Annotated in this window: 24 protein-coding genes; 20 read left to right on the top strand and 4 right to left on the bottom strand. The window is 40.7% G+C overall.

Annotated elements, in window-relative coordinates; all coding sequences use genetic code 11:
• Nucleotides 1-89: 89 nt before the first annotated feature.
• From DSY56_RS03475 to DSY56_RS03485, 3 genes are read right to left on the bottom strand one after another with little or no spacing between them, the layout of a single operon-like run.
• The gene (locus DSY56_RS03475; RefSeq protein ID WP_112443879.1) at nucleotides 90-857 is read right to left on the bottom strand and encodes a hypothetical protein; all 768 of its coding nucleotides are present in this window, start codon (nucleotides 855-857) and stop codon (nucleotides 90-92) included.
• 16 nt (nucleotides 858-873) lie between these two features.
• Nucleotides 874-1,569: an ABC transporter ATP-binding protein gene (locus tag DSY56_RS03480; RefSeq protein WP_112443880.1), complete on the bottom strand. Its 696-nt coding sequence runs from the start codon at nucleotides 1,567-1,569 to the stop codon at nucleotides 874-876.
• 4 nt (nucleotides 1,570-1,573) lie between these two features.
• Nucleotides 1,574-1,939: a GntR family transcriptional regulator gene (locus DSY56_RS03485; RefSeq protein WP_000119149.1), complete on the bottom strand. Its 366-nt coding sequence runs from the start codon at nucleotides 1,937-1,939 to the stop codon at nucleotides 1,574-1,576.
• A 140-nt stretch (nucleotides 1,940-2,079) separates the two neighbouring features.
• Here DSY56_RS03485 and nrdR point away from each other — a divergent pair, with 140 nt between their 5' ends.
• The 6 genes from nrdR to DSY56_RS03515 all read left to right on the top strand — a co-directional run bounded on the left by nrdR (nucleotide 2,080) and on the right by DSY56_RS03515 (nucleotide 7,086).
• Nucleotides 2,080-2,553, top strand: a complete 474-nt coding sequence (gene nrdR, locus DSY56_RS03490) for a transcriptional regulator NrdR (protein ID WP_001203672.1) — start codon at nucleotides 2,080-2,082, stop codon at nucleotides 2,551-2,553.
• A complete protein-coding gene (locus tag DSY56_RS03495) occupies nucleotides 2,554-3,723 on the top strand; it encodes a DnaD domain protein (protein WP_112443881.1) in 1,170 nt (389 codons plus the stop codon).
• Nucleotides 3,724-4,620 (top strand): primosomal protein DnaI, encoded by an 897-nt coding sequence (gene dnaI / locus DSY56_RS03500; protein ID WP_112443882.1) that lies wholly within the window; start codon nucleotides 3,724-3,726, stop codon nucleotides 4,618-4,620.
• Nucleotides 4,617-5,330 carry an NADPH-dependent oxidoreductase gene (locus DSY56_RS03505; RefSeq protein WP_112443883.1) on the top strand — a complete coding sequence of 238 codons (714 nt, stop codon included), beginning with the start codon at nucleotides 4,617-4,619 and terminating at the stop codon, nucleotides 5,328-5,330. Before dnaI ends, DSY56_RS03505 begins: the two co-directional genes overlap by 4 nt.
• A gap of 13 nt (nucleotides 5,331-5,343) precedes the next feature.
• Nucleotides 5,344-6,654, top strand: coding sequence for a ribosome biogenesis GTPase Der (gene der, locus DSY56_RS03510; RefSeq protein WP_001207696.1), 1,311 nt, complete (start codon nucleotides 5,344-5,346; stop codon nucleotides 6,652-6,654).
• Nucleotides 6,655-6,735: 81 nt separating this feature from the next.
• Nucleotides 6,736-7,086 (top strand): hypothetical protein, encoded by a 351-nt coding sequence (locus DSY56_RS03515; RefSeq protein WP_054367326.1) that lies wholly within the window; start codon nucleotides 6,736-6,738, stop codon nucleotides 7,084-7,086.
• Nucleotides 7,087-7,307: 221 nt separating this feature from the next.
• On the opposite strand, the gene rgg1518 is transcribed toward DSY56_RS03515, so the two are convergent.
• Nucleotides 7,308-8,159, bottom strand: a complete 852-nt coding sequence (gene rgg1518, locus DSY56_RS03520; protein ID WP_050973728.1) for an Rgg/GadR/MutR family transcriptional regulator Rgg1518 — start codon at nucleotides 8,157-8,159, stop codon at nucleotides 7,308-7,310.
• Between the two features lie 248 nt (nucleotides 8,160-8,407).
• Between rgg1518 and DSY56_RS03525 the strand changes: the two genes are divergently transcribed.
• The 14 genes from DSY56_RS03525 (at nucleotide 8,408) to DSY56_RS12705 (ending at nucleotide 25,025) form a co-directional block, all read left to right on the top strand.
• Nucleotides 8,408-9,199, top strand: a complete 792-nt coding sequence (locus DSY56_RS03525; protein ID WP_000701267.1) for a hypothetical protein — start codon at nucleotides 8,408-8,410, stop codon at nucleotides 9,197-9,199.
• Nucleotides 9,192-9,833, top strand: a complete 642-nt coding sequence (locus DSY56_RS03530; RefSeq protein WP_050252790.1) for a hypothetical protein — start codon at nucleotides 9,192-9,194, stop codon at nucleotides 9,831-9,833. Before DSY56_RS03525 ends, DSY56_RS03530 begins: the two co-directional genes overlap by 8 nt.
• Nucleotides 9,834-9,836: 3 nt before the next feature.
• Nucleotides 9,837-10,487 (top strand): ABC transporter ATP-binding protein, encoded by a 651-nt coding sequence (locus tag DSY56_RS03535; protein ID WP_112443884.1) that lies wholly within the window; start codon nucleotides 9,837-9,839, stop codon nucleotides 10,485-10,487.
• Between the two features lie 10 nt (nucleotides 10,488-10,497).
• Complete coding sequence (locus tag DSY56_RS03540) at nucleotides 10,498-10,788, top strand: hypothetical protein (RefSeq protein ID WP_000940698.1); 291 nt, start codon at nucleotides 10,498-10,500, stop codon at nucleotides 10,786-10,788.
• A 145-nt stretch (nucleotides 10,789-10,933) separates the two neighbouring features.
• A complete protein-coding gene (gene secA, locus DSY56_RS03545; RefSeq protein WP_112443885.1) occupies nucleotides 10,934-13,447 on the top strand; it encodes a preprotein translocase subunit SecA in 2,514 nt (837 codons plus the stop codon).
• An 80-nt stretch (nucleotides 13,448-13,527) separates the two neighbouring features.
• Complete coding sequence (locus tag DSY56_RS03550; RefSeq protein WP_112443886.1) at nucleotides 13,528-14,559, top strand: 3-deoxy-7-phosphoheptulonate synthase; 1,032 nt, start codon at nucleotides 13,528-13,530, stop codon at nucleotides 14,557-14,559.
• Between the two features lies 1 nt (nucleotide 14,560).
• Nucleotides 14,561-15,592, top strand: coding sequence for a 3-deoxy-7-phosphoheptulonate synthase (locus DSY56_RS03555; protein ID WP_050091698.1), 1,032 nt, complete (start codon nucleotides 14,561-14,563; stop codon nucleotides 15,590-15,592).
• Between the two features lie 44 nt (nucleotides 15,593-15,636).
• A complete protein-coding gene (gene acpS, locus DSY56_RS03560; protein ID WP_234990546.1) occupies nucleotides 15,637-15,999 on the top strand; it encodes a holo-ACP synthase in 363 nt (120 codons plus the stop codon).
• On the top strand, nucleotides 15,989-17,092 hold the full coding sequence (gene alr, locus DSY56_RS03565) for an alanine racemase (RefSeq protein WP_112443888.1): 1,104 nt from the start codon (nucleotides 15,989-15,991) through the stop codon (nucleotides 17,090-17,092). Before acpS ends, alr begins: the two co-directional genes overlap by 11 nt.
• Before the next feature lie 18 nt (nucleotides 17,093-17,110).
• Nucleotides 17,111-19,126 (top strand): ATP-dependent DNA helicase RecG, encoded by a 2,016-nt coding sequence (gene recG, locus DSY56_RS03570; protein ID WP_112443889.1) that lies wholly within the window; start codon nucleotides 17,111-17,113, stop codon nucleotides 19,124-19,126.
• 588 nt (nucleotides 19,127-19,714) lie between these two features.
• The gene (locus tag DSY56_RS03585; RefSeq protein WP_112443891.1) at nucleotides 19,715-20,695 is read left to right on the top strand and encodes an acetylxylan esterase; all 981 of its coding nucleotides are present in this window, start codon (nucleotides 19,715-19,717) and stop codon (nucleotides 20,693-20,695) included.
• A gap of 485 nt (nucleotides 20,696-21,180) precedes the next feature.
• On the top strand, nucleotides 21,181-21,408 hold the full coding sequence (locus DSY56_RS03595; protein WP_000576348.1) for a hypothetical protein: 228 nt from the start codon (nucleotides 21,181-21,183) through the stop codon (nucleotides 21,406-21,408).
• A gap of 288 nt (nucleotides 21,409-21,696) precedes the next feature.
• On the top strand, nucleotides 21,697-21,882 hold the full coding sequence (locus DSY56_RS03600) for a YSIRK-type signal peptide-containing protein (RefSeq protein ID WP_112444003.1): 186 nt from the start codon (nucleotides 21,697-21,699) through the stop codon (nucleotides 21,880-21,882).
• Between the two features lie 164 nt (nucleotides 21,883-22,046).
• A complete protein-coding gene (locus DSY56_RS12705) occupies nucleotides 22,047-25,025 on the top strand; it encodes a sialidase domain-containing protein (protein WP_373455502.1) in 2,979 nt (992 codons plus the stop codon).
• The last annotated feature ends 3 nt before the right edge of the window (nucleotides 25,026-25,028 follow it).

Raw genomic sequence — 25,028 nt, forward strand, 5'->3', positions numbered from 1 at the left:
TATACTCCTTTTTGTTAAATACTTCATATAAAAATGTAAGTCCTGAGAACGAAAAAAGTCTAGCGAGTTATTGTCGCTAGACTTTAAAACTATTGCAAATTAACCTTGTTTCTCAAGATATAGTAGGTTCCGAGGTAAAAGATAGCTATGAAAATGAGTTCTTCAACAATACTTATACTTGCTCCCATATAGAAATGGTCATTGAGTCCTACAAGTGAATTGACATAGAAATTAGAACTAAGATTGAAGGAAAGTTCAATAAATCCAATGACGATTTGGATACCAATGTAGGCTGCAACAGCGAGTGCTGTACGGTATTCATTGAAAAGCTGTCCAATGGAAATAGCCAAGTAGATGCAGAGTATACTGGAAATGGTATTTAGTAGGAAGGATATACCTGTAAGAAAGATCTGAGGGAGATGTGTTTCTACAAATGTAATCACATAAGAAAGAGGGATCCATTCTGAAGCCGTTATGGTCACAATAATAACAGCACTTAGAGCTAGGACAGCAGTGCTAATCAACGACCAGATAAAGGCACCGATTAGTTTGGTTGTGATGATATGGTGTTCAGAAACTGGCAAGGTCAAAGTCAGATAGCCTTGTCGGTCATAGACACTGCCTTTAAAGCGTTTAATGATTAAGAAAAGAGTTGAAATCCCAAGTGTAATCATCAAGCCACCAAAGACGAGGGCTAGAAAAAGTAGCATAGTAGGTTGACTTTCTTTGACAGGCAGATTGTTATAGGTCTGTGCTTGTATCCCGATAAGGGCAGAAAGGACTAGCACGGCTGCGTAGAGGGCTAAATACCACTTGTTAACATTTTTAAATTCGTAGCGAACTAAATTCCAAAACATAAATAATCTCCTTTGCTTAGGCCTTAAATTCCTGACGGAAGAGTTGGTCAATGGATTCACCCGACTCATAGCGAATATCGTCTACATTGCCTTGACGAACGACTTTTCCGTCTTTGAGGAAGACAATTTCATCCAAGATTGGCTCGATATCTGAAATCAAGTGGGTAGAAATCAAAACGGTAGAAGTTGGTGAGTAGTTGTTGATGATGGTATTGAGGATATAATCACGGGCTGCTGGGTCCACCCCACCAATGGGTTCGTCCAGAACATAGAGGCGAGCATCACGGCTCATAACCAAAATCAGTTGTACCTTTTCCTTGTTTCCTTTTGATAGTTTCTTGAGACGACTATTTTCATCAATGCCTAGGTCTGCAAGCAGATGATGGGCGCGTTCAAGATTAAAATCTTTATAGAAGGTCTTGAAGTAGGTTAGGGCTTCTTTGACCTTCATTTGCTCATTGAGATAGGTTGTATCTGGCAAATAAGCTACGATGGCCTTGGTTGCTGGACTTGGGTCCATGTCGTTGATAAGGACGCGTCCTTGATCTGGTTGCAAGAGGGCATTGATTAGTTTAATCAGGGTTGTTTTTCCTGAGCCGTTTGGGCCAAGGAGACCAACAATTTTTCCAGCTGGGATCTCAAGGGAAACATTTTCAAGGGCTGGTGTTGCTCCATAAGATTTGGATACATTTTCAAATGCTAATAATGACATAGGCTTAAACTCCTTTAATATAATCGCCGACTACGCCTGGTAGTTCTTCTTTTTCATAGCCAAAATGGGTCATGGAGGAAACGAAGTGTTCCAATTCTTCTTCCGATAATTGTTTGCGCGATTGGGCGATTAGCTCCTTATCCTCAGTTACGAATCGTCCAGTTGTGCGCTTGCTGTAGACAAATCCTTCTCGTTCGAGGTCTGACAAGGCTCTTTGGATGGTGTTTGGATTGACCCCTGCCTCGCTAGCTAGCTCTCTCACGGTCGGAAGTTGTTGATTGGGTTCCAGTGTATGGGAAACAATCTGAAGCTTGATTTTCTCCATAATCTGTAAATAGATGGGTTTTTTGTTGTCAAATGTCCAGGACATCTTGGTCTCCTTTCTTTTTATCTATTTGTCTTAATTAAATAATACAACAAAACAAAAAACTTGTCAAGCAAAAAGAAGAATTGTTTTGGGAATCGTTTAAAAAATGGTATAATGAAAAGAAAACGATAAGGAGGGAAAGGATGCGTTGTCCAAAATGTGGGGCTACCAAGTCAAGTGTTATCGATAGTCGCCAAGCAGAAGAAGGGAACACTATTCGTAGAAGACGTGAGTGCGATGAATGCCAGCACCGTTTTACAACCTACGAACGAGTAGAAGAAAGAACCTTAGTGGTTGTTAAAAAAGATGGCACACGGGAACAATTCTCCAGAGATAAAATCTTTAATGGGATTATCCGCTCAGCCCAGAAACGTCCTGTGTCAAGTGATGAAATCAACATGGTAGTCAATCGTATCGAACAGAAACTCCGTGGTCGAAATGAAAACGAAATTCAAAGTGAGGACATTGGTTCACTCGTCATGGAGGAGTTGGCTGAATTGGATGAGATTACCTATGTACGTTTTGCCAGTGTCTATCGTAGTTTTAAGGATGTCAGTGAGTTAGAGAGCTTACTCCAACAAATCACCCAGTCCTCTAAAAAGAAAAAGGAAAGATAAATGAAGCCAATTGACCGTTTTTCTTATCTAAAGAATAATCGGGTGTCGCAAGATACCTCATCTCTGGTACAGTGCTACCTCCCGATTATCGGTCAGGAGGCACTGAGCCTTTATCTTTATACAATCAGTTTTTGGGATAATGGCAGAAAGGAATACCTCTTTTCAAGTATTCTCAACCATCTCAATTTTGGAATGGATAGATTGATAAAAGCCCTGAAAATCCTATCTGCTTTCAATCTCTTGACCCTCTATCAAAAGGGGGAAGTTTATCAGCTAGCCCTCCATGCTCCTCTTTCGAGTCAGGATTTTTTGGAACACCCTGTTTATCGTAGACTCTTGGAAAAAAAGATTGGCGATGCAGCTGTGGAGGATTTGAAAGTTGAGAGTGCTGAGGGAGAAGAAATACCTATCTCGCTCAATCAAGTCTTTCCAGATTTGGAAGAACTGGGAAGTCAAGAAGACCTTAGTCTCAAGAAGAAAGTGGCCAACGATTTTGACTTGGACCATTTTCGTCAGCTTATGGCTAGAGATGGCCTTCGCTTTGCGGATGAGCAGTCCGATGTCTTAAACCTCTTTGCCATTGCCGAGGAGAAGAAATGGACTTGGTTTGAGACCTATCAATTGGCTAAGTCAACAGCTGTTTCCCAGGTCATTTCAACCAAACGCATGCGGGAAAAAATCGCTCAAAAACCGATTTCTTCTGATTTTAGTCCTAAGGAAGCAACCATTATCAAGGAAGCAAAAAGTAAAACTGCCCTGCAGTTCTTGGCAGAAATCAAGCAAACACGTAAGGGAACCATTACCCAAACAGAAAGAGAACTCTTGCAACAGATGGCTGGCTTGGGCTTGCTGGACGAAGTCATCAATATCATTCTCTTATTGACCTTTAATAAGGTGGATTCAGCAAACATCAATGAGAAATATGCCATGAAAGTGGCCAATGACTATGCCTATCAAAAGATACATTCGGCAGAAGAGGCAGTCTTGCGCATCCGTGAGAGAGGGCAGAAGAATCAGGCTCAAAAGGCTAGTAAACCGAGTCCTACCAAGTCCAATGTACCCAAGTGGAGCAATCCAGATTATAAGAATGAAACCAGCGAGGAAACTCGTCTGGAACTAGAACGTAAGAAACAAGAACTATTAGCTCGATTAGAAAAAGGAGGAGATTAGATGGAAAGTGTCGGAGACGTGCTCAAACGTCAACCTAGCCGTTTTCATTATCAAGATTTGGTTCAGAAAATCATGAAGGACCCTGATGTTGCGGCCTTTATCCAGCAAGAATCCTTGACTCCAGAGGAATTGAAACGCAGTATCTCCAAGTTTAATCAGTACATCACCGAGCGTGATAAGTTTCTTCGTGGTGATACGGATTATATTGCCAAAGGCTACAAGCCTATACTAGTCATGAATCATGGCTATGCGGACGTTTCTTATGAAGAAACTCCTGAACTAATTGCGGCGGAAAAAGAAGCGGCTATTAAGAACCGTCTCAAGTTAATCAATCTGCCAGCCAGTCTCAGGAAAGCTAGTTTGGCTCAAGTAGACTTGGATGATTTGGGGCGCTTACCAGTTTTTGAAAAGTTATTAGCATTCGTGGAGCAATATCCAGCTATTCGAAAAGGTCTTTACTTGTATGGAGACTTTGGTGTGGGTAAAAGTTTCATGGTGGCTGCCTTAGCTCATGATTTATCAGAAAAACGTGGTGTTTCCTCCACTCTTCTCCACTATCCTAGCTTTGTCATTGATGTCAAAAATGCTATTAGTGATGGTAATGTCAAGACCTTGGTAGATGAGATTAAACTGTCTGAAGTCCTGATTTTAGATGATATTGGTGCCGAGCAATCAACAGCTTGGGTGCGTGACGAAATCCTGCAGGTCATTCTCCAATATCGGATGCAGGAAAATTTACCGACCTTTTTCACATCCAACTTCAACTTTGAAGATTTGGAGAAGCATTTTGCTAAAGGGAAGAATGGAAATGACGAAACCTGGGAAGCCAGACGGGTCATGGAACGCATCCGTTATTTGGCTGAGGAGACTCGTTTAGAAGGAGTAAACCGTCGATGACAGAAACGATTAAACTGATGAAAGCTCATAAGTCTGTTCGAAGATTTAAGGAGCAAATCCTTCCTCAGGAAGACTTGACTGAAATCCTGACAGCGGCCCAAATGGCCTCGTCTTGGAAGAATTTCCAATCCTACTCTGTGATTGTGGTACGAAGTCAAGAGAAGAAAGATGCCTTGTATGAATTGGTACCTCAAGAAGCCATTCGTCAGTCAGCTGTTTTCCTCCTCTTTGTCGGAGACTTGAACCGAGCAGAAAAGGGAGCCCAACTTCATACTGATACCTTCCAACCTCAAGGTGTAGAAAGTCTCTTGATTAGTTCGGTCGATGCAGCTCTTGCTGGTCAAAATGCCCTGCTGGCAGCTGAAAGCTTGGGCTATGGTGGTGTCATTATTGGCTTGGTGCGTTACAAGTCAGAAGAAGTTGCAGAACTTTTTAACCTGCCTGACTACACCTATCCTGTCTTTGGGATGGCACTAGGTGTGCCAAATCAACATCATGATGTGAAGCCAAGACTACCACTGGAGAATGTTGTCTTTGAGGAAGAATATCAGGAACAAACAGTTGATGTGATTGAGGCTTATGACCGTGTACAGGCTGACTATGCTGGGGCGCGTGCGACCACAAGCTGGAGTCAGCGCCTAGCAGAACAGTTTGGTCAAGCTGAACCAAGCTCAACTAGAAAAAATCTTGAACAGAAGAAGTTATTGTAGAAAGTGAGAAATTATGGCCCTACCAACTATTGCCATTGTAGGACGTCCCAATGTTGGGAAATCAACCCTATTTAATCGGATCGCTGGTGAGCGAATCTCCATTGTAGAAGATGTCGAAGGAGTGACACGTGACCGTATTTATGCAACGGGTGAGTGGCTCAATCGTTCTTTTAGCATGATTGATACAGGAGGAATTGATGATGTCGATGCTCCTTTTATGGAACAAATCAAGCACCAGGCAGAAATTGCCATGGAAGAAGCTGATGTTATCGTCTTTGTGGTGTCTGGTAAGGAAGGAATTACCGATGCGGACGAATACGTAGCCCGTAAGCTTTATAAGACCCACAAACCAGTTATCCTCGCGGTTAACAAGGTGGACAACCCTGAGATGCGAAATGATATCTATGATTTCTATGCCCTCGGTTTGGGTGAACCATTGCCTATCTCATCTGTCCATGGTATCGGTACAGGGGATGTGCTAGATGCTATTGTAGAAAATCTTCCAAATGAATATGAAGAAGAAAACCCAGATGTCATTAAGTTTAGTTTGATTGGTCGTCCTAACGTCGGAAAATCAAGCTTGATCAATGCTATCTTGGGAGAAGACCGTGTTATTGCTAGTCCTGTTGCTGGAACAACACGTGATGCCATTGATACCCACTTTACAGATACAGATGGCCAAGAATTTACTATGATTGATACGGCTGGTATGCGTAAGTCTGGTAAGGTTTATGAAAATACTGAGAAATACTCTGTCATGCGTGCCATGCGAGCTATTGACCGCTCTGATGTGGTCTTGATGGTCATCAATGCGGAAGAAGGCATCCGTGAATACGATAAGCGTATCGCAGGTTTTGCCCATGAAGCTGGTAAAGGGATGATTATCGTGGTCAACAAGTGGGATACACTTGAAAAAGACAACCACACCATGAAAAACTGGGAAGAAGATATCCGTGAGCAGTTCCAATACTTGCCTTACGCCCCGATTATCTTTGTATCCGCTTTGACCAAGCAACGCCTCCACAAACTTCCTGAGATGATCAAGCAAATCAGTGAAAGTCAAAACACACGTATTCCATCAGCTGTCTTGAACGATGTCATCATGGATGCCATTGCCATCAACCCAACACCGACAGACAAAGGAAAACGTCTTAAGATTTTCTACGCGACCCAAGTGGCAACCAAACCACCAACCTTTGTTATCTTTGTCAACGAAGAAGAGCTTATGCACTTTTCTTACCTGCGTTTCTTGGAAAATCAAATCCGCAAGGCCTTTGTCTTTGAGGGAACTCCAATCCATCTCATCGCAAGAAAGCGTAAATAAAAAAGTAGAATCTGGAATGACATTTCCAGATTTTTTTGATATAATAAAATAATAGAAAACGCTATCAAAAAGGAGGTGTCGATGAAACATTTGTTTAAATTTATAATCTTATTTCCCTGGTTTTACTTTTTCAGCTGGATTGAAAAGGATAATAGAGAAAGTAAATTTTTCCCAATTTTTTACTATTTTTACTGGTTTTACATTCCCCTCTATGCTCTTTTTAGCCTTGCTTGGGCAGTTGTTTCAGTTCTGTTTTTCAATATCGTCTTGAGAAATTTGACAGATATCAAGTTATGGGGCATTTGGTTTCTTTTTATTCTGCTAGCTATTGGTCTGAATAGGTTAACTTATTTCTGTTTCAAAAAAATGCTTCGCTTGAGACGAGAACTAGGGAAGTCTAAAGGCGTGAATAAAGGAAGGTGTAGGAACTAAAAAATGACTGTATCTATGATTTGTTTATGGAGCTATAGATACAGTCGTTTTTATTTTAATCGTGAAACCTGAGAGAAGTGTTCGTCTTGTATAGTGGATTGAATATGGAATAATACAATACAACTTATAAAACATTGGTATAAAATGCTTTAGATCCCCTGATTGATTCGTTCACATTCTATTCCAATCTACTACAATAAAACGATAAGAATTATTATAAATTATAGGTTTGAAAAATCATTAATTTCTTTTTCGAGTATTTTAACTAATGACTCTTCTTTGGTTAGTCGTAATAAGGTTATTCCTTTATCAATCAAATCGGAGTTATGTTGTAGTATTCCCAAGCGTACTTGAGAAAATCCAAGAATATCGTATATTTTTAATTCTTCTGCTAATACCAAAAGTTGTAGGGTGATTGTTTCACATTCTTTGAATAAATGATGTTGAAAATATACAGTGGAGAGATTGGCTAAAAAAGATGATAAAAATACTTTTGTTTCTCGGAAGTATTTATATTTCTCGATGGTTTTCATAATTCTATCAATAAGAAGGGGAAGATTTTCAGAAGGAAAGAAAAAGAGAATGGTTCCAAGTAATTTCAAATCACTAATGTACCATGTATCCATAGGTTCAAGATAGTCCCAAATTTCTTCATACAAATCTTTCAAGACGTGGTTGTTTTTGAATCCTTTAGTTCGTAACTCTGTGACAATTTTTGTATGACGATAGATATTTTGAATAGGAACATCGTGATGTGTCTTAAGATATTTTTGACACTTCTCAGTGAGTTCAACCATTTTTCTAGTATCTTGAAAAGTAGACGGATTTTGGCTCTCTACAATAATATCTCGCCTTTCACTAGGATGGTATTCGTTGCATATATACTTGAATTCTGCTAAGCTCATATCAATTTGTTCAAGAAGAAATACCATGTTTTCAAAACTGGGAATAACTTTACCGTGTTCAATATTTGTTAGAGTTGTTCGATGTATGACTTGTCCACATACATCTTGTTGGGTCAATCCTTTTGACTTTCGAATTTCTTTAAAAATTTGTCCATAATCCCATCTCATATTGTTCCTCCTAGGTAAATGTGAATATTTTCTACATTTATAAAAAACGTAGAAAAAGGTGGTATTATTATATCAAAAAGGAGGGAAAAAGTCATGGGCTTTAAAAAATATTTGAAGAATTTACCGAAAAACTCTGGATTTATTATATCTTTGATTTGGAGTTGGATTCAACTTATCTGGTTTGAAACGTGGTTTTGGGGATAAAGAAATTAGAGTCCATACATAATTAAGTAAAGTAGGTATAATTTATGAAGATTCCTCTCTTAACTTTGGCAAGGCATAAATTTGTTTATGTCTTGCTTACTTTGCTTTTTCTTGCTTTAGTCTATCGTGATGTTTTGATGACTTATTTCTTTTTTGATATTCATGCGCCCGATCTAGCTAAATTCGATGGACAAGCAATTAAAAATGACTTATTAAAATCAGCATTAGATTTTCGTATTCTCCAGTTCAATCTAGGTTTTTATCAATCATTTATTATTCCAATCATCATTGTTTTGCTAGGTTTTCAATATATTGAGCTGAAAAATAAAGTTTTACGATTGAGTATTGGAAGAGAAGTGAGTTATCAAGGGTTAAAAAGAAAGTTGACTTTTCAACTTGCAAGTATCCCTTGTGTGATATATTTAGTGACTGTGCTGATAATTGCAATTTTAACTTATTTCTTTGGGACTTTTTCTCCTCTTGAATGGAATTCTCTATTTTCTGATGGGAGTAGTTTACAAAGACTCCTAGATGGAGAGATAACAAGCTATTTGTTCTTTACTTGTGTCCTACTAATCGGTATTTTCATCAATGCAGTCTATTTTTTTAAAATAGTTGATTATTTAGGGAATGTGACTCGTTCGGCAATTGCCTATTTGATGTTTCTTTGGCTTGGTTCTATGATGCTCTATAGTATCTTGCCATACTATATGGTTCCTATGACGAGTTTGATGCAAGCTAGCTATGGGGATGTAAGTTTGATGAGACTCTTTACTCCTTATATCCTTTATATTGTCCCCTATATGGTACTTAAAAAATATGAAGATAATGTTTAAGAACTTTAACAATATTTGGCTAAAGAGAAAGATCGTTTTACTACTTCGTATAGTTCTGATGATGATTTTGATTAACTATCTATTGTCAATAGCGGTTCAAAAGCAGGATGTTTTTCTCTTTTTCAAGAGGGAATTGATTTCAATCTTTTCCTATAATGACTATTCTGAAGCGAATTTAGAAATCCCCAAACTCTTGTTAAATCTTTCGCTTTTCATGGTAGGATGGCTCTCTGTCATTTTACTTGAAACTGATTTGGCAGACCATTACCATCACTTGATCCGCTATCAATCAACCTCCTTTTTCGATTATACAAGGAAACGATTGGTTGTCATTTCTAAATTTTTTACTCAAGATTTATTTGTCTGGTTCCTTGGTTTACTTCCTCTAGGAATTCATTTCAAAACAGTCGCACTTTTCTTTTTACTTGCTCAGTTAATGATCTTGTACTTACTACTGTCTTATCTGATAGCACTTATTAGTGCGGGCGCTGGTTTTTCCTTTTTTCTCTATTTTTTAGCATTTGTGGGACAAGAATGGATGATGGATCATATTGTAACAGTGTATTTAGTACTCTTAAGTTTATTAGTTATCTTGATTGTTAGTCGCTTGGAAGAGAAATTTAAGAAAGGATAAACGATGAGACTTGAAATTATAAATGGACAGAAAATTTATGGGAAAAGACCTATTTTAAATGAGTTAAATCTGGTCTTTCAATCAGGAAATATTTATGGTCTTAAAGGTGATAATGGATCTGGTAAGACAGTTCTTTTAAAGATACTTGCTGGTTATATTAAGCTTGATAAAGGAAAAGTTCTTCAAGACGGGAAAGTCTACGGGATAAAAAATCATTATATTCAGGATGCAGGGATTTTAATTGAAAAGGTAGAGTTTCTATCTCATTTATCCCTTAGAGAAAATTTGGAACTGTTAAGGTATTTTTCATCTAAAGTTACGGAAAAAAGAATTGCCGATTGGATCCAATATTATGATTTACAGGAATTTGAAGACGTTGAGTACCGTCATTTATCCTTAGGAACAAAGCAAAAAATAGCTTTGATTCAAGCCTTTATTGCCGAACCATCTATACTCTTTCTCGATGAACCCATGAATGCTTTGGATGAGAAGAGTGTGAGGTTAACCAAACAGGTCATTTTATCTTACCTGAAAAAAGAAAATGGTCTGGTTATCCTGACGTCACACATATCGGAAGATATTTCAGACCTTTGTACAGATGTATTAGTTGTCGAAAATGGACACATACAATATTTAAAGGATATACAATCCTAGGAGGTGGCTTATGGCACATCTAAAATCATTTATTACACGCTATTCTAAGGTCTATATTGGTTTAGTTCTGTTGATCTGGATTGCTTTCTTCTTTCTTCCTTGGGGCAGTCCGATTCTGGGGGGAAAGATTGACCTCTTCAGCATACAGAAAGTCTTGCTAGTTTTTGGTATTCTGTCTATTTTGATGGCCTTGCTGTCCAAGAAAGTCAGTCTCTTTGTTTTTGGACTCATCTGCTGTTTTTCTCTTTGGATAAATCTATTTATCCTATTTGCGATTTTGCCGATTTTTGTTGGCAATTAAAGCATCATAAAAGTCAGAGAGGTTAGCTTGGAAACTAGCCTCTTTTTCCTTTTCAAAATGGGGATTCTTCCTTGAAAATAATCAGTAATTGTGCTAAAATTAAAAGAACATTCTAAAATATTCGGAATTTAAAGTAAGGAAAAACATGGCTAATATTTTAAAAACAATTATCGAAAATGATAAAGGAGAAATCCGTCGTCTGGAAAAGATGGCTGACAAGGTTTTCAAATACGAAGACCAAATGGCTGCTTTGACTGACGACCAACTAAAAGCAAAAACAGTTGAATTTAAAGAACGTTATCAAAATGGAGAATCACTGGATTCATTACTTTATGAAGCATTTGCGGTTGTCCGTGAAGGTGCCAAACGTGTCCTAGGTCTCTTCCCATATAAGGTTCAGGTTATGGGGGGGATCGTTCTTCACCATGGTGACGTGCCAGAGATGCGTACAGGGGAAGGGAAAACCTTGACTGCGACTATGCCCGTATACCTCAATGCCCTTTCAGGTAAAGGGGTTCACGTAGTTACGGTCAATGAGTACTTGTCAGAACGTGATGCGACTGAGATGGGTGAATTGTACTCATGGCTTGGTTTGTCAGTAGGGATTAACTTGGCTGCCAAATCTCCAATGGAGAAAAAAGAAGCCTATGAGTGTGATATTACCTACTCAACCAACTCAGAAATCGGATTTGACTACCTTCGTGATAACATGGTCGTTCGTGCTGAAAACATGGTACAACGTCCGCTCAACTATGCCTTGGTCGATGAGGTTGACTCTATCTTGATTGACGAGGCCCGTACACCTTTAATCGTATCAGGTGCTAACGCAGTTGAAACCAGTCAGCTCTACCACATGGCAGACCACTATGTAAAATCTTTGGACAAAGACGACTACATCATCGATGTGCAGTCTAAGACTATTGGTTTGTCTGATTCAGGGATTGACAAGGCTGAAAGCTACTTCAAGCTTGAAAACCTCTATGACATCGAAAATGTAGCTCTGACTCACTTTATCGATAACGCCCTTCGTGCTAACTACATCATGCTTCTCGATATTGACTATGTGGTGAGCGAAGAGCAAGAAATTTTGATTGTCGACCAATTTACAGGTCGTACCATGGAAGGTCGTCGTTATTCTGATGGCTTGCACCAAGCTATTGAAGCCAAAGAAGGTGTGCCAATCCAGGATGAAACCAAGACATCTGCCTCAATCACTTACCAAAACCTTTTCCGTATGTACAAGAAATTGTCTGGTATGACGGGTACAGGTAAGACTGAGGAAGAAGAATTCCGTGAAATCTACAACATTCGTGTTATTCCAATCCCAACCAACCGTCCTGTTCAACGTATTGACCACTCAGACCTTCTTTATGCAAGTATCGAGGCTAAGTTTAAGGCGGTTGTCGAAGACGTTAAGGCTCGTTACCAAAAAGGTCAGCCTGTCTTGGTTGGTACAGTAGCGGTTGAAACCAGTGATTACATTTCTAAGAAATTGGTTGCAGCTGGCGTTCCTCACGAAGTCTTGAATGCCAAAAATCACTATAGAGAAGCCCAAATCATCATGAATGCTGGTCAACGTGGTGCTGTTACTATCGCAACCAACATGGCCGGTCGTGGTACCGACATCAAGCTTGGTGAAGGGGTTCGTGAATTGGGTGGACTTTGTGTGATTGGTACAGAACGTCATGAAAGTCGTCGTATCGATAACCAGCTTCGTGGACGTTCAGGTCGTCAAGGAGACCCAGGTGAGTCACAATTCTACCTCTCTCTTGAAGATGACTTGATGAAACGTTTTGGTTCTGAACGCTTGAAGGGAATCTTTGAACGTCTCAACATGTCTGAAGAGGCGATTGAGTCTCGTATGTTGACGCGTCAGGTTGAAGCAGCGCAAAAACGTGTTGAAGGAAATAACTACGATACCCGTAAACAAGTCCTTCAATACGATGACGTCATGCGTGAACAACGTGAGATTATCTATGCTCAACGTTACGATGTCATTACTGCAGACCGTGACTTGGCACCTGAAATTCAGTCTATGATCAAACGCACGATTGAACGTGTCGTTGATGGTCATGCGCGTGCCAAACAAGATGAAAAACTAGAAGCGATTTTGAACTTTGCTAAGTACAACTTGCTTCCAGAAGATTCTATTACGATGGAAGACTTGTCAGGTTTGTCTGATAAGGCTATTAAGGAAGAGCTTTTCCAACGTGCCTTGAAGGTTTACGATAGTCAGGTTTCAAAACTACGCGATGAAGAAGCAGTTAAAGAATTCCAAAAAGTTTTGATTCTACGAGTGGTGGATAACAAGTGGACAGATCATATCGATGCCCTTGATCAATTGCGTAACGCGGTTGGACTTCGTGGCTATGCTCAGAACAACCCTGTTGTTGAGTATCAGGCAGAAGGTTTCCGTATGTTTAATGACATGATTGGTTCGATTGAGTTTGATGTGACACGTTTGATGATGAAAGCACAAATTCATGAGCAAGAAAGACCACAGTCAGAACGCCATATCAGTACAACAGCGACTCGCAATATCGCTGCTCACCAAGCAAGTATGCCAGAAGATTTGGATTTGAGCCAGATTGGACGCAATGAACTTTGCCCATGTGGTTCTGGTAAGAAGTTTAAAAACTGTCACGGTAAAAGACAATAAAATGAGATAGTTTAGAGGCGGATACCTTGTGAAAAGTAAATTTTTACTTGGTATCCGTTTGCTTTATAAGGAGATGAGTTATGGTATTTACAGCAAAAAGTCCCAAAATAAACATTGAAGAAGTTCGTGCCTTATCAAAATTAGAAGGCCAAGCTTTGGAGAGAAAATCACAGCGCGATCAAGAGCTAGAAGCCATTATACGTGGAGAAGACCAACGGATTCTCTTGGTAATCGGGCCATGCTCATCTGACAATGAAGAAGCTGTTCTTGAGTACGCTAAGCGTTTGGCAGCTTTGCAAGAAGAAGTAGCAGACCGTATCTTTATGGTTATGCGTGTTTATACAGCCAAACCCCGTACCAACGGAGATGGCTACAAGGGCTTGATTCACCAGCCTAACGCGACAGAAGCACCAAGCCTCATCAACGGAATCAAAGCTGTTCGCCATCTTCATTATCGTGTTATCACAGAAACAGGTATGACGACTGCTGATGAAATGCTTTATCCTGAAAATCTTCCGCTTGTGGATGATTTGATTTCTTACATGGCAGTTGGTGCTCGTTCGGTTGAAGACCAGCAACATCGCTTTGTGGCAAGTGGAGCAGATTTCGCGACTGGGTTTAAAAATCCAACTTCTGGAAATCTCAATGTTATGTTTAATGGGATTTATGCTGCTCAAAACAAACAGAGTTTCCTTTTCCTAGGAAAAGAAGTGGAAACAACTGGGAACCCGCTTTCACACGCCATTCTTCGTGGTGCTCTTAATGAGTATGGAAAAAATATTCCCAACTACTATTATGACAATTTAATTGACACCATTGCCCAGTATGAGAAAATGGGCTTGGAAAATCCTTTTATCATCATTGATACCAATCATGACAATTCTGGCAAACAGTATATGGAACAAATCCGAATTGTCCGCCAGACCTTGATTAACCGTGCTTGGAATGAAAAAATTAAGCAGTTCGTTCGTGGTTTTATGATTGAGTCTTATCTGGAAGATGGTCGACAAAATGAGCCAGAAGTATTTGGCAAGTCTATCACAGACCCTTGCCTAGGTTGGGATAACACAGAAGCTCTTGTCAGAGAAATTTACAAAACGTTAGGAGAATAAGATGGCATTTATTGAAAAAGGTCAAGAAATCGATATGGAAGTCATCAAGGCTGAAACCCAATTGTCTGCGGAAGCCTTGAGACTCAAGGAAAGCCGTGACAGGGAATTGGCAGACATTATTTCAGGGGAAGATGACCGTATCCTCTTGGTGATTGGTCCTTGCTCTTCTGATAATGAAGAGGCGGTCTTGGAATATGCTCGCCGTTTATCCGCCTTGCAAAAGAAGGTAGCGGACAAGATTTTCATGGTTATGCGCGTGTATACTGCTAAGCCTCGTACCAATGGAGACGGCTATAAGGGCTTGGTGCACCAGCCAGATACTTCTAAGGCTCCAAGCCTGATTAACGGTTTGCAGGCTGTGCGCCAGTTGCACTACCGCGTGATTACAGAGACTGGTTTGACGACGGCAGATGAGATGCTTTATCCGTCAAATCTAATCTTGGTGGATGACTTGGTCAGCTATCATGCCGTTGGAGCTCGTTCTGTGGAAGACCAAGAGCACCGCTTTGTGGCTTCTGGGATTGATGCACCAGTGGGGATGAAAAATCCAACTTCTGGAAATTTGGGTGTTATGTTTAACGCCATCTATGCTGCTCAAAACAAGCAAACCTTCCTTTATCATGGGCAGGAAGTTGAGACTTCAGGAAATCCTTTGTCCCATGTTATCCTCCGTGGAGCAGTCAACGAATATGGCAATTATATGCCGAATTACTACTATGAAAACCTACTCCAAGCCATTGAACGCTATGAAACCATGGGACTTGAAAATCCTTTTATCCTCATTGATACCAACCATGATAACTCAGGCAAGCAATATATGGAGCAGATTCGAATTGTTCGCCAGACCTTGCAAAATCGTGATTGGAATGAGAAAATCAAAAAGACGGTTCGAGGCTTTATGATTGAATCTTACCTAGCAGATGGTCGCCAAAACCAACCAGAGGTCTTTGGTTGCTCTATTACTGACCCTTGCCTAGGTTGGGAAAATACAGAGGCCTTGGTAGAAGAGATTTATGCTACCTTGACAAAATAAGTGAAAAGGATGGAGTTGGGGAATCTCAACTCCTTTTGATGAGAATGATAGTTGGACACGGAATTGACATCGAAGAATTGGCTTCGATAGAAAGCGCAGTTACACGACATGAAGGATTTGCCAAGCGCGTGCTGACAGCTAAGGAAATGGAGCGATTTAACAGTCTTAAAGGGCGCAGACAAATCGAATATTTGGCAGGTCGCTGGTCGGCTAAGGAGGCCTTTTCCAAGGCTATGGGAACGGGTATTGGCAAGCTCGGTTTTCAGGATTTGGAAGTCTTAAACAATGAACGCGGGGCGCCTTATTTTAGTCAGTCACCATTTTCAGGAAAGATTTGGCTGTCTATCAGCCATACAGATCAGTTTGTGACAGCCAGTGTCATTTTGGAGGAAAATCATGAAAACTAGTCCACATAGACCAACCAAGGCTCTGATTCATCTGGGAGCTATTCGACAAAATATTCAGCAAATGGGGGCTCATATCCCTGAAGGAACGCTCAAATTTGCAGTAGTCAAGGCTAATGCCTATGGTCATGGGGCTGTTGCCGTTGCCAAGGCAATTCAAGATGATGTTGATGGCTTTTGCGTTTCCAATATTGATGAGGCCATTGAACTCAGACAGTCTGGACTCAGCAAGCCAATCCTTATTTTAGGAGTGTCTGAAATCGAAGCTGTTACTCTTGCTAAAGAATATGACATCACCTTGACAGTGGCTGGACTGGAGTGGATTCAAGCACTCTTAGATAAGGAAGTAGATTTATCTGGTTTGACAGTTCACCTCAAGATTGATTCAGGAATGGGACGGATTGGTTTTAGAGAGGGTCGTGAGGCTGAGCAGGCTCAAGACTTACTCCAACAACACGGCGCTCGTGTTGAAGGGATCTTTACCCACTTTGCTACTGCAGACGAGAAATCAGATGACTACTTTAATGCCCAGTTAGAACGGTTTAAAGATATTTTGGCCAGTATGAAAGGTCTTCCAGACTTGGTTCATGCTAGCAATTCTGCAACGACTCTATGGCATGCAGATACCATTTTCAATGCCGTCCGTATGGGAGATGCTATGTATGGTTTAAACCCAAGCGGAGAGGTCTTGGACTTGCCTTATGACTTGACTCCAGCCTTGGCCTTGGAGTCTGCTCTGGTTCATGTTAAGACAGTTCCAGCTGGAGCTTGCATGGGCTATGGAGCAACTTATCAAGCGAATAGCGAGCAAGTCATCGCGACGGTGCCAATCGGCTATGCAGATGGTTGGACACGAGATATGCAAAATTTCGCTGTCTTGGTAGATGGCCAAGCTTGCCCAATTGTTGGACGAGTTTCTATGGACCAAATCACTATTCGTCTGCCTAAGGTTTACCCGCTAGGAACAAAAGTTACCCTGATTGGCACCAACGGGGACAAGGAAATCACAGCTACTCAGGTAGCGACCTACCGCGGCACTATTAACTACGAGGTGGTTTGTCTTCTCAGCGACCGCATTCCGAGAGAATATTATTAGAAAAGAAAGGAGTGGAGCATGAATCTACATCAACCCTTGCATGTCTTACCTGGTGTGGGACCAAAGTCAGCAGAAAAATACGCCAAACTAGGAATTGAAAATTTGCAAGACCTCTTGCTCTACTTTCCTTTCCGTTATGAAGACTTCAAAACCAAGCAGGTGCTGGAGCTAGAAGACGGGGAGAAGGCTGTCCTATCTGGTCAAGTCGTGACTCCTGCTAGTGTCCAGTATTATGGTTTCAAGCGTAATCGCCTGCGTTTTAGCCTCAAGCAGGGAGAAGTTGTTTTTGCGGTGAATTTCTTTAACCAGCCCTATCTAGCAGATAAGATAGAGTTGGGAGCAACCCTTGCTGTCTTTGGAAAATGGGACCGAGCCAAGGCTAGTCTGACTGGGATGAAGGTTCTGGCTCAGGTAGAAGATGACCTCCAGCCTGTCTATCGTTTGGCTCAGGGAATCAGTCAGGCCAGTCTGGTCAAGGTTATCAAGACAGCTTTTGATCAGGGACTGGACCTCTTGATAGAAGAAAATCTTCCCCAGTCCTTGCTGGACAAATACAAACTCATGTCCCGTTGTCAGGCCGTTCGTGCCATGCATTTCCCCAAGGATTTGGCAGAATACAAGCAGGCTCTTCGCCGTATCAAGTTTGAGGAACTTTTTTATTTCCAAATGCAGTTGCAGACGCTCAAGTCTGAAAATAGAGTTCAGGGAAGCGGTCTGGTTCTGAATTGGTCTCAGGAAAAGGTGACAGCAGTTAAAGAAAATCTACCTTTTGCCCTGACCCCAGCTCAAGAAAAAAGTTTGCTGGAAATTTTAACCGATATGAAGTCGGACCACCACATGAATCGTCTCCTGCAAGGAGATGTGGGGAGCGGGAAAACAGTAGTTGCTGGCTTGGCTATGTTTGCAGCAGTGACAGCTGGTTATCAGGCTGCCCTCATGGTACCAACAGAAATCCTTGCAGAGCAACACTTTGATAGTTTGAAGAGTCTCTTCCCAGACCTAAAACTCGCTCTTTTGATAGGTTCCTTGAAAGCTGCAGAAAAGAGAGAAGTCTTGGAGACTATTGCCAAGGGTGAGGCTGATTTGATTATCGGAACCCACGCTCTGATACAGGATGGGGTGGATTATGCTCGTCTGGGCTTGATTATCATCGATGAGCAGCACCGCTTTGGTGTGGGGCAAAGGCGTATTTTACGAGAAAAAGGCGACAATCCTGATGTCCTCATGATGACGGCGACTCCCATTCCACGGACCTTGGCTATCACAGCCTTTGGCGATATGGATGTTTCCATTATCGACCAGATGCCTGCGGGTCGGAAGCCTATTGTGACGCGCTGGATCAAACATGAGCAACTACCTCAGGTCTTGACTTGGTTAGAGGGGGAAATTCAAAAAGGTTCACAAGCCTATGTCATCTCTCCCTTGATTGAAGAATCTGAAGCTCTGGATTTGAAAAATGCTATCGCTTTGTCAGAGGAGTTGACAGCTCACTTTGCAGGCAAGGCAGAGGTGGCTCTTCTACATGGTAAGATGAAGAGTGATGAAAAAGATCAAATCATGCAGGATTTCAAAGAGAGAAAGACGGATATTCTGGTTTCGACGACAGTTATCGAGGTCGGGGTTAACGTTCCAAATGCGACAGTTATGATCATCATGGATGCCGATCGCTTCGGGCTCAGCCAGCTTCACCAGCTTAGAGGTCGAGTTGGTCGGGGGGACAAGCAGTCCTATGCTGTTCTTGTTGCCAATCCTAAGACGGATTCTGGGAAAGACCGCATGCGCATCATGACAGAAACTACCAATGGTTTTGTTCTTGCGGAGGAAGATTTGAAAATGCGTGGTTCTGGTGAGATTTTTGGAACCAGACAATCAGGACTTCCAGAATTCCAAGTGGCTGATATTATCGAAGATTTTCCGATTTTAGAAGAAGCCAGGAAGGTTGCTAGCTACATTAGTTCGATAGAAGGTTGGCAAGAGGATCCAGAGTGGCGCATGATTGCCCTTCATATGGAAAAGAAAGAACATTTAGATTAAGCTTTCTCTAAGGAAATCTTAAGCTAGCTTTCAGGTTAGCCCCTTATACTAGAGTCATCAAAAAGAAACGAGGACTCTCATATGACAGTAACGATTAAAGTAAATTACCAAACCACTTTCCAAAAGAAGGAAGCAAAAAACTAGTATAAACAGAAGAGAGAGCGAAATGCTCTTTTTTCGTTAGCCATACTATGTACATAGAAGCTTGGCAAGAAGATCCAGAGTGGCGCATGATTGCCCTTCATCTGGAAAAGAAAGAACATCTGGATTAAGCTTTCTCTAAGGAAAACTTAAGCTAGCTTTCAGGTTTGGCCTTTATACTAGAGTCATCAAAAAGAAACGAGGACTCTCACATGACAGTAACGATTAAAGTAAATTACCAAACCACTTTCCAAAAGAAAGAAGCAAAAAACTAGTATAAACAGAAGAGAGAGCGAAGTGCTCTTTTTTCGTTTCTAAAACTACTTTCAGCCCATCATCCTAAAAGTAAAGAATCTAAATTCATTTTCTATTTACCCTTCTTTCTTGCATTGATTACATAGATATGCTACAGTTGTGGTAACGATTACAAAATAAAAGGAGCATGCTATGAAAAATCCAGCTTTGTTAGAAGAAATGAAGACCTATCTAGGAAGGGATGAGGTTCCAGAAGACTTTGATGCTTTCTGGGATGGGGAAGTGAAAAAAGTTTCAACTCTACCAGCCTACCAGTTGGAGGAAAGAAATTTCCACATTCCTCAAGTCAAGTGCTATGAGTTAACCTTTGAAGGAAGCAAGGAAGGCAAGGTCTATGCACGCGTCGTTCTTCCAAAGAGTGAGAAGAAGGTTCCGATAATCTTCCATTTCCATGGTTATATGGGACGTGGTTGGGACTGGGCCGACATGCTGGCCTTCACCGTGGCTGGTTACGGTGTTGTCTCAATGGATGTGCGGGGTCAGTCAGGTTACTCACAAGACGGCTTGCGTTCTCCTCTAGGAAATACGGTTAAGGGGCATATCATCCGTGGGGCTGTGGAAGGTCGGGATCACCTCTTTTATAAGGATGTTTATCTGGATATTTACCAGTTGATTGAAATGGTTGCTAGTCTGCCTGAGGTTGATGAGAAGCGTCTTTCTAGCTATGGTGCCTCTCAAGGTGGGGCTCTAGCCTTGGTTGCGGCAGCGCTCAATCCTCGGATTCAGAAAACAGTTGCCATCTATCCCTTCTTGTCAGACTTTAGACGAGTGCTTGAGATTGGGAACACTAGCGAGGCTTACGACGAACTTTTCCGTTATTTCAAGTTTCACGATCCTTTTCATGAAACAGAGGAGGAAATCATGGCTACCCTTGCCTATATCGATGTGAAAAATCTTGCCCATCGTATCAAGGGTGAGGTTAAGATGATTACGGGCTTGGACGACGATGTTTGCTATCCTATTACCCAGTTTGCGATTTACAATCGTTTGACCTGTGATAAGGCTTATCGCATCATGCCCGAGTATGCTCATGAAGCCATGAATGTTTTTGTCAACGACCAAGTCTACAACTGGCTCTGTGGGAGTGAGATTTCTTTTAAATATCTAAAATAAGGAGTCGACTCTAAGCACAAAATCTTAAAAAATACAAACACGCATAGTATCAGGGGATTAAGAAAACTTGATACTATGCGTTTTATAGTGCATTGATACTCTTCGAAAATCTTTTCAAACTACGTCAGCTTCGCCTTGCCGCACTCAAGTACAGTATGCGGCTAGCTTCCTAGCTTGGTCTTTGATTTTCATTGAGTATAAAAACAGATGAATCTCTGTTTTCTTTTTATGGACTATAAATGTTCAGCTGAAACTACTTTCAAGGAGATTATTATATAAAAGAGTTTCTTGAAACTAAAATCTATTATATCACACTGTATTGAAAGCGTTTTAGAAATGAGGTATAATAAATTTGCTAACACTTATAAAAAGTGATAGAATCTTATCTTTATGTATATTTAAAGATAGATTGCTGTAAAAATAGTAGCAGCTATGCGAAATGACAGATAGAGAGAAGGGATTGAAGCTTAGAAAAGGGGAATAATATGATATTTAAGGCATTCAAGACAAAAAAGCAGAGAAAAAGACAAATTGAACTACTTTTGACAGTTTTTTTCGACAGTTTTCTGATTGATTTATTTCTTCACTTATTTGGGATTGTCCCCTTTAAGCTGGATAAGATTCTGATTGTGAGCTTGATTATATTTCCCATTATTTCTACAAGTATTTATGCTTATGAAAAGCTATTTGAAAAAGTGTTCGATAAGGATTGAGCAGGAAGTATGGTGTAAATAGCATAAGCTGATGTCCAATAATTTGCTTATAAAGAGATATTTTAGTTTAATTGCAGCGGTGTCCTGGTAGATAAACTAGATTGGTAGGAGTCTGATTGGAGAAAGGAGAGGGGAAATTTGGCACCAATTTGAGATAGTTTGTTTAGTTCATTTTTGTCATTTAAATGAACTGTAGTAAAAGAAAGTTAAGAAAAGACAAACTAAGTGCATTTTCTGGAGTAAATGTCTTATTTCAGAAATCGGGATATAGATATAGAGAGGAACAGTATGAATCGGAATGTTCAAGAACGTAAGTGTCGTTATAGCATTAGGAAACTATCGGTAGGAGCGGTTTCTATGATTGTGGGAGCAGTGGTGTTTGGAACGTCTCCTGTTTTAGCTCAAGAAGGGGCGAGTGAGCAACCTCTGGCAAATGAAACTCAACTTTCGGGGGGGGGGGGAGCTCAACCCTAACTGATACAGAAAAGAGCCAGCCTTCTGAGGAAGGAGAAAATATAACTCTTCCTGCAGAGCATGTAGAGTCTGTTTCAGAGACTGAACTTTCTGGCAATGAGCAAGAACAAGAAAGGGAAGATAAGCAAGAAGAAAAAATTCCAAGAGATTACTATGCACGAGATTTGGAAAATGTCGAAACAGTGATAGAAAAAGATGACTTAGAGACGAATGATTCAAACGAAAAAAGAGTAGACTTGTCTGATGAATTAGAGAAAGTAAAGGGACTCCAAAATGCAACTGTTCATGTGGAGTTCAAACCGGCTGCTGATGGTCCTAGTTTTTACAATCTCTTTTCTGCTTCCAGTACAACTAAAGTAAATGAGTACTTTACAATGGCAATCAATAATGGGACAGCTTTGATAGAGGGACGTGGAGCTGATGGTAGCCAATTTTATGGAAGTTATACAGATGCGCCTTTGAAGATTAGACCAGGCAAGTATAATTCGGTTACTTTTACTGTTGAAAGACCAAGAAAGGATAGTCCAAATGGTCAGGTTCGTCTTTATGTGAATGGTGTATTATCTCGTACGAATAAAAAGTCAGGGAAATTCCTGGCAGACATGCCAGATGTGGATAAACTTCAGTTAGGTGCAACTAATAGAGCAGGAGAACTGAAGTGGGGCTCAAATCTCTCTATTCGTAATCTGACTGTATACAATCGTGCTCTAACTCCAGAGGAAGTCAAAAAACGTAGCCAGTTATTTGATGTGACAGATATTGAGCCGTCACTTCCTGAAGGGGCAGTCTTGACAGAGAAGCAAGAGTTGTTTATGAGCGGTGTCAATGGTAAGCCAAATAGTGAAGGAATTAAGAGTTATCGGATTCCAGCTTTGCTACGTACGGATAAAGGAACATTACTGGCAGGGGCAGATCAGCGTCGTCTCCACCATTCTGATTGGGGAGATATTGCTATGGTCGTTAGGAGAAGTGAGGATGGGGGAACTACTTGGCAGCCAACCTTAACCTTGACCAACTTGCGAGACAATCCAGAAGCAAAAGATCCGCAGGCACCATCTCCACTTAATATCGATATGGTCTTGGTTCAAGATCCTACCACAAAGAGAATTTTTTCAATCTACGATATGTTTCCAGAAGGTCGAGCTGTCTTTGGAATGCCAAACAAACCTCAAAAAGCTTATCAACAAGTTGGAGATAAGCACTATCAATTACTATATAAACAAGGGGAAAATCAAGCATATACTGTCCGAGAAAACGGAGAAGTATATGATGCAAATAATCAAAAAACAGATTATCGCGTTGTAGTGGATCCAAAAGAAGAAGCCTACAGAGATAAGGGTGACCTCTATAAAGGAGAAGAGCTTCTTGGGAATATCTACTTTGCTCCATCTGCTAAAAATCCATTTCGTGTAGCCTATACGAGCTATTTGTGGCTTTCTTATAGTGATGATGATGGGAAAACATGGTCGCAACCAAGAGATATTACACCATCAATTCGCCAAGATTGGATGAAATTTTTAGGAACAGGTCCAGGTACAGGAATTGTGCTTAGAACAGGAGAGCACAAGGGTCGTATCTTAGTTCCTACTTATACCACCAATGCTATCTCCCATCTAAGCGGATCCCAGTCTTCTCGTTTGATTTATTCAGATGATCATGGAGAAACATGGCAGGCTGGAGCTGCTGTCAATGATGATAGGACAGTAGGCGGAAGGAAAATTCATTCCTCAACTATGAATAATAGGAATGCCCAAAATACTGAGTCAGTTGCTGTGCAGTTAAATAATGGTGATGTGAAACTCTTTATGAGAGGGTTAACGGGTGATTTACAGGTTGCCACAAGTAAAGATGGTGGGCAAACTTGGGACAAGGAAATCAAGAGATATAATCAGGTTAAAGATGTTTATGTCCAAATGGCTGCTATTCACACCATGCACGAAGGAAAAGAATATATCATTTTAACCAATTCAGGAGGACCTAAACGGACGAATGGAATGGCTCATTTGGCTCGTGTAGAGGACAACGGAGACTTGACTTGGTTACATCATAGACCAATTCAAAAAGGAGAGTTTGCCTATAATTCGCTCCAAGAATTAGGAAATGGGGAGTATGGTATCTTGTATGAACACACTGAAAAAGGACAAAATGACTATATCCTATCATTTAGAAAATTTAATTGGGAATTTTTAACAAAAGATCCGGTATATCCAACAAGTGTAACTATCAGGGAAGTTCGTAAATTGGAAACAGAAGAAGAGGATGCAGAACAAGGCATCTTAGCTATGCAATTTGATTCTGAGGTACTAGTGAATTCTATTCCGACTTTGACTTTAGCGAATGGACACAAAGCTACCTTCTTGACACAAGCAGATCAAAAAACTCTACTTTTCACCTTTAATAAAGAAGATGCAGGTCAAGAAATTACAGGTCTACTGGCCGGTAGAATTGACAGTATGCATGATTTACCAGTTACACTAGCTGGTAGTAGAATTCCTGAAGATGCGAAAGAAAATCCTGTCGAGACCATGAATACAGTAAGAGAAAATGTATCTGAGGAGATGACAGAAAGGAAGTCAGAGAAGAATCAAGTGTCTATGGAGCCTTCAGGCAGAATGGTAGCAAACTCTCCTCTTACTTCTCTTGCTTCTCGTTATCTCCAATCTTATGTAGGAGATGTTACTTTAACTCCTCTTAAAACTGAGACCAAAGTTCCAGTAACGACTGGTTGGAAGCAAGAAAATGGTGCATGGTATTTTTATACATCTGCTGGTGAAGTGGTGAAAGGATGGCATCAGGAAGCGGGTAAATGGTACTACTTGAGTTCTACTGGTGCGATGGCAACTGGTTGGGTGAAAGATGGTAACCAATGGTATTATTTGAGTGAGAGTGGAGCAATGTCTACTGGCTGGGTTGAATCCAGCGGTGTGTGGTACTATCTCAATGCTAACGGTTCAATGGCAACTGGTTGGATAAAAGATGGAGACCATTGGTACTATCAGGAATCATCTGGTGCAATGAAGGTAAATCAATGGTTCCAAGTTGGAGACAAATGGTACTATGTTAATGAAAACGGAAGGTTAGCGGTTAATACTATAGTAGATGGTTATAAAGTTAACTCCAATGGGGAATGGGTCAACTACTAGAAC

Source organism: Streptococcus sp. 596553 (assembly GCF_900411395.1).
GTDB lineage: Bacteria > Bacillota > Bacilli > Lactobacillales > Streptococcaceae > Streptococcus > Streptococcus mitis_BA.

What these genes read in the sequence shown, in the direction of transcription:
- DSY56_RS03475 (WP_112443879.1), bottom strand. Translation starts at nt 857, where the DNA reads ATGTTTTGGAATTTAGTTCGCTACGAATTTAAAAATGTTAACAAGTGG.
- DSY56_RS03480 (WP_112443880.1), bottom strand. Translation starts at nt 1,569, where the DNA reads ATGTCATTATTAGCATTTGAAAATGTATCCAAATCTTATGGAGCAACA.
- DSY56_RS03485 (WP_000119149.1), bottom strand. Translation starts at nt 1,939, where the DNA reads ATGTCCTGGACATTTGACAACAAAAAACCCATCTATTTACAGATTATG.
- nrdR (WP_001203672.1), top strand. Translation starts at nt 2,080, where the DNA reads ATGCGTTGTCCAAAATGTGGGGCTACCAAGTCAAGTGTTATCGATAGT.
- DSY56_RS03495 (WP_112443881.1), top strand. Translation starts at nt 2,554, where the DNA reads ATGAAGCCAATTGACCGTTTTTCTTATCTAAAGAATAATCGGGTGTCG.
- dnaI (WP_112443882.1), top strand. Translation starts at nt 3,724, where the DNA reads ATGGAAAGTGTCGGAGACGTGCTCAAACGTCAACCTAGCCGTTTTCAT.
- DSY56_RS03505 (WP_112443883.1), top strand. Translation starts at nt 4,617, where the DNA reads ATGACAGAAACGATTAAACTGATGAAAGCTCATAAGTCTGTTCGAAGA.
- der (WP_001207696.1), top strand. Translation starts at nt 5,344, where the DNA reads ATGGCCCTACCAACTATTGCCATTGTAGGACGTCCCAATGTTGGGAAA.
- DSY56_RS03515 (WP_054367326.1), top strand. Translation starts at nt 6,736, where the DNA reads ATGAAACATTTGTTTAAATTTATAATCTTATTTCCCTGGTTTTACTTT.
- rgg1518 (WP_050973728.1), bottom strand. Translation starts at nt 8,159, where the DNA reads ATGAGATGGGATTATGGACAAATTTTTAAAGAAATTCGAAAGTCAAAA.
- DSY56_RS03525 (WP_000701267.1), top strand. Translation starts at nt 8,408, where the DNA reads ATGAAGATTCCTCTCTTAACTTTGGCAAGGCATAAATTTGTTTATGTC.
- DSY56_RS03530 (WP_050252790.1), top strand. Translation starts at nt 9,192, where the DNA reads ATGTTTAAGAACTTTAACAATATTTGGCTAAAGAGAAAGATCGTTTTA.
- DSY56_RS03535 (WP_112443884.1), top strand. Translation starts at nt 9,837, where the DNA reads ATGAGACTTGAAATTATAAATGGACAGAAAATTTATGGGAAAAGACCT.
- DSY56_RS03540 (WP_000940698.1), top strand. Translation starts at nt 10,498, where the DNA reads ATGGCACATCTAAAATCATTTATTACACGCTATTCTAAGGTCTATATT.
- secA (WP_112443885.1), top strand. Translation starts at nt 10,934, where the DNA reads ATGGCTAATATTTTAAAAACAATTATCGAAAATGATAAAGGAGAAATC.
- DSY56_RS03550 (WP_112443886.1), top strand. Translation starts at nt 13,528, where the DNA reads ATGGTATTTACAGCAAAAAGTCCCAAAATAAACATTGAAGAAGTTCGT.
- DSY56_RS03555 (WP_050091698.1), top strand. Translation starts at nt 14,561, where the DNA reads ATGGCATTTATTGAAAAAGGTCAAGAAATCGATATGGAAGTCATCAAG.
- acpS (WP_234990546.1), top strand. Translation starts at nt 15,637, where the DNA reads ATGATAGTTGGACACGGAATTGACATCGAAGAATTGGCTTCGATAGAA.
- alr (WP_112443888.1), top strand. Translation starts at nt 15,989, where the DNA reads ATGAAAACTAGTCCACATAGACCAACCAAGGCTCTGATTCATCTGGGA.
- recG (WP_112443889.1), top strand. Translation starts at nt 17,111, where the DNA reads ATGAATCTACATCAACCCTTGCATGTCTTACCTGGTGTGGGACCAAAG.
- DSY56_RS03585 (WP_112443891.1), top strand. Translation starts at nt 19,715, where the DNA reads ATGAAAAATCCAGCTTTGTTAGAAGAAATGAAGACCTATCTAGGAAGG.
- DSY56_RS03595 (WP_000576348.1), top strand. Translation starts at nt 21,181, where the DNA reads ATGATATTTAAGGCATTCAAGACAAAAAAGCAGAGAAAAAGACAAATT.
- DSY56_RS03600 (WP_112444003.1), top strand. Translation starts at nt 21,697, where the DNA reads ATGAATCGGAATGTTCAAGAACGTAAGTGTCGTTATAGCATTAGGAAA.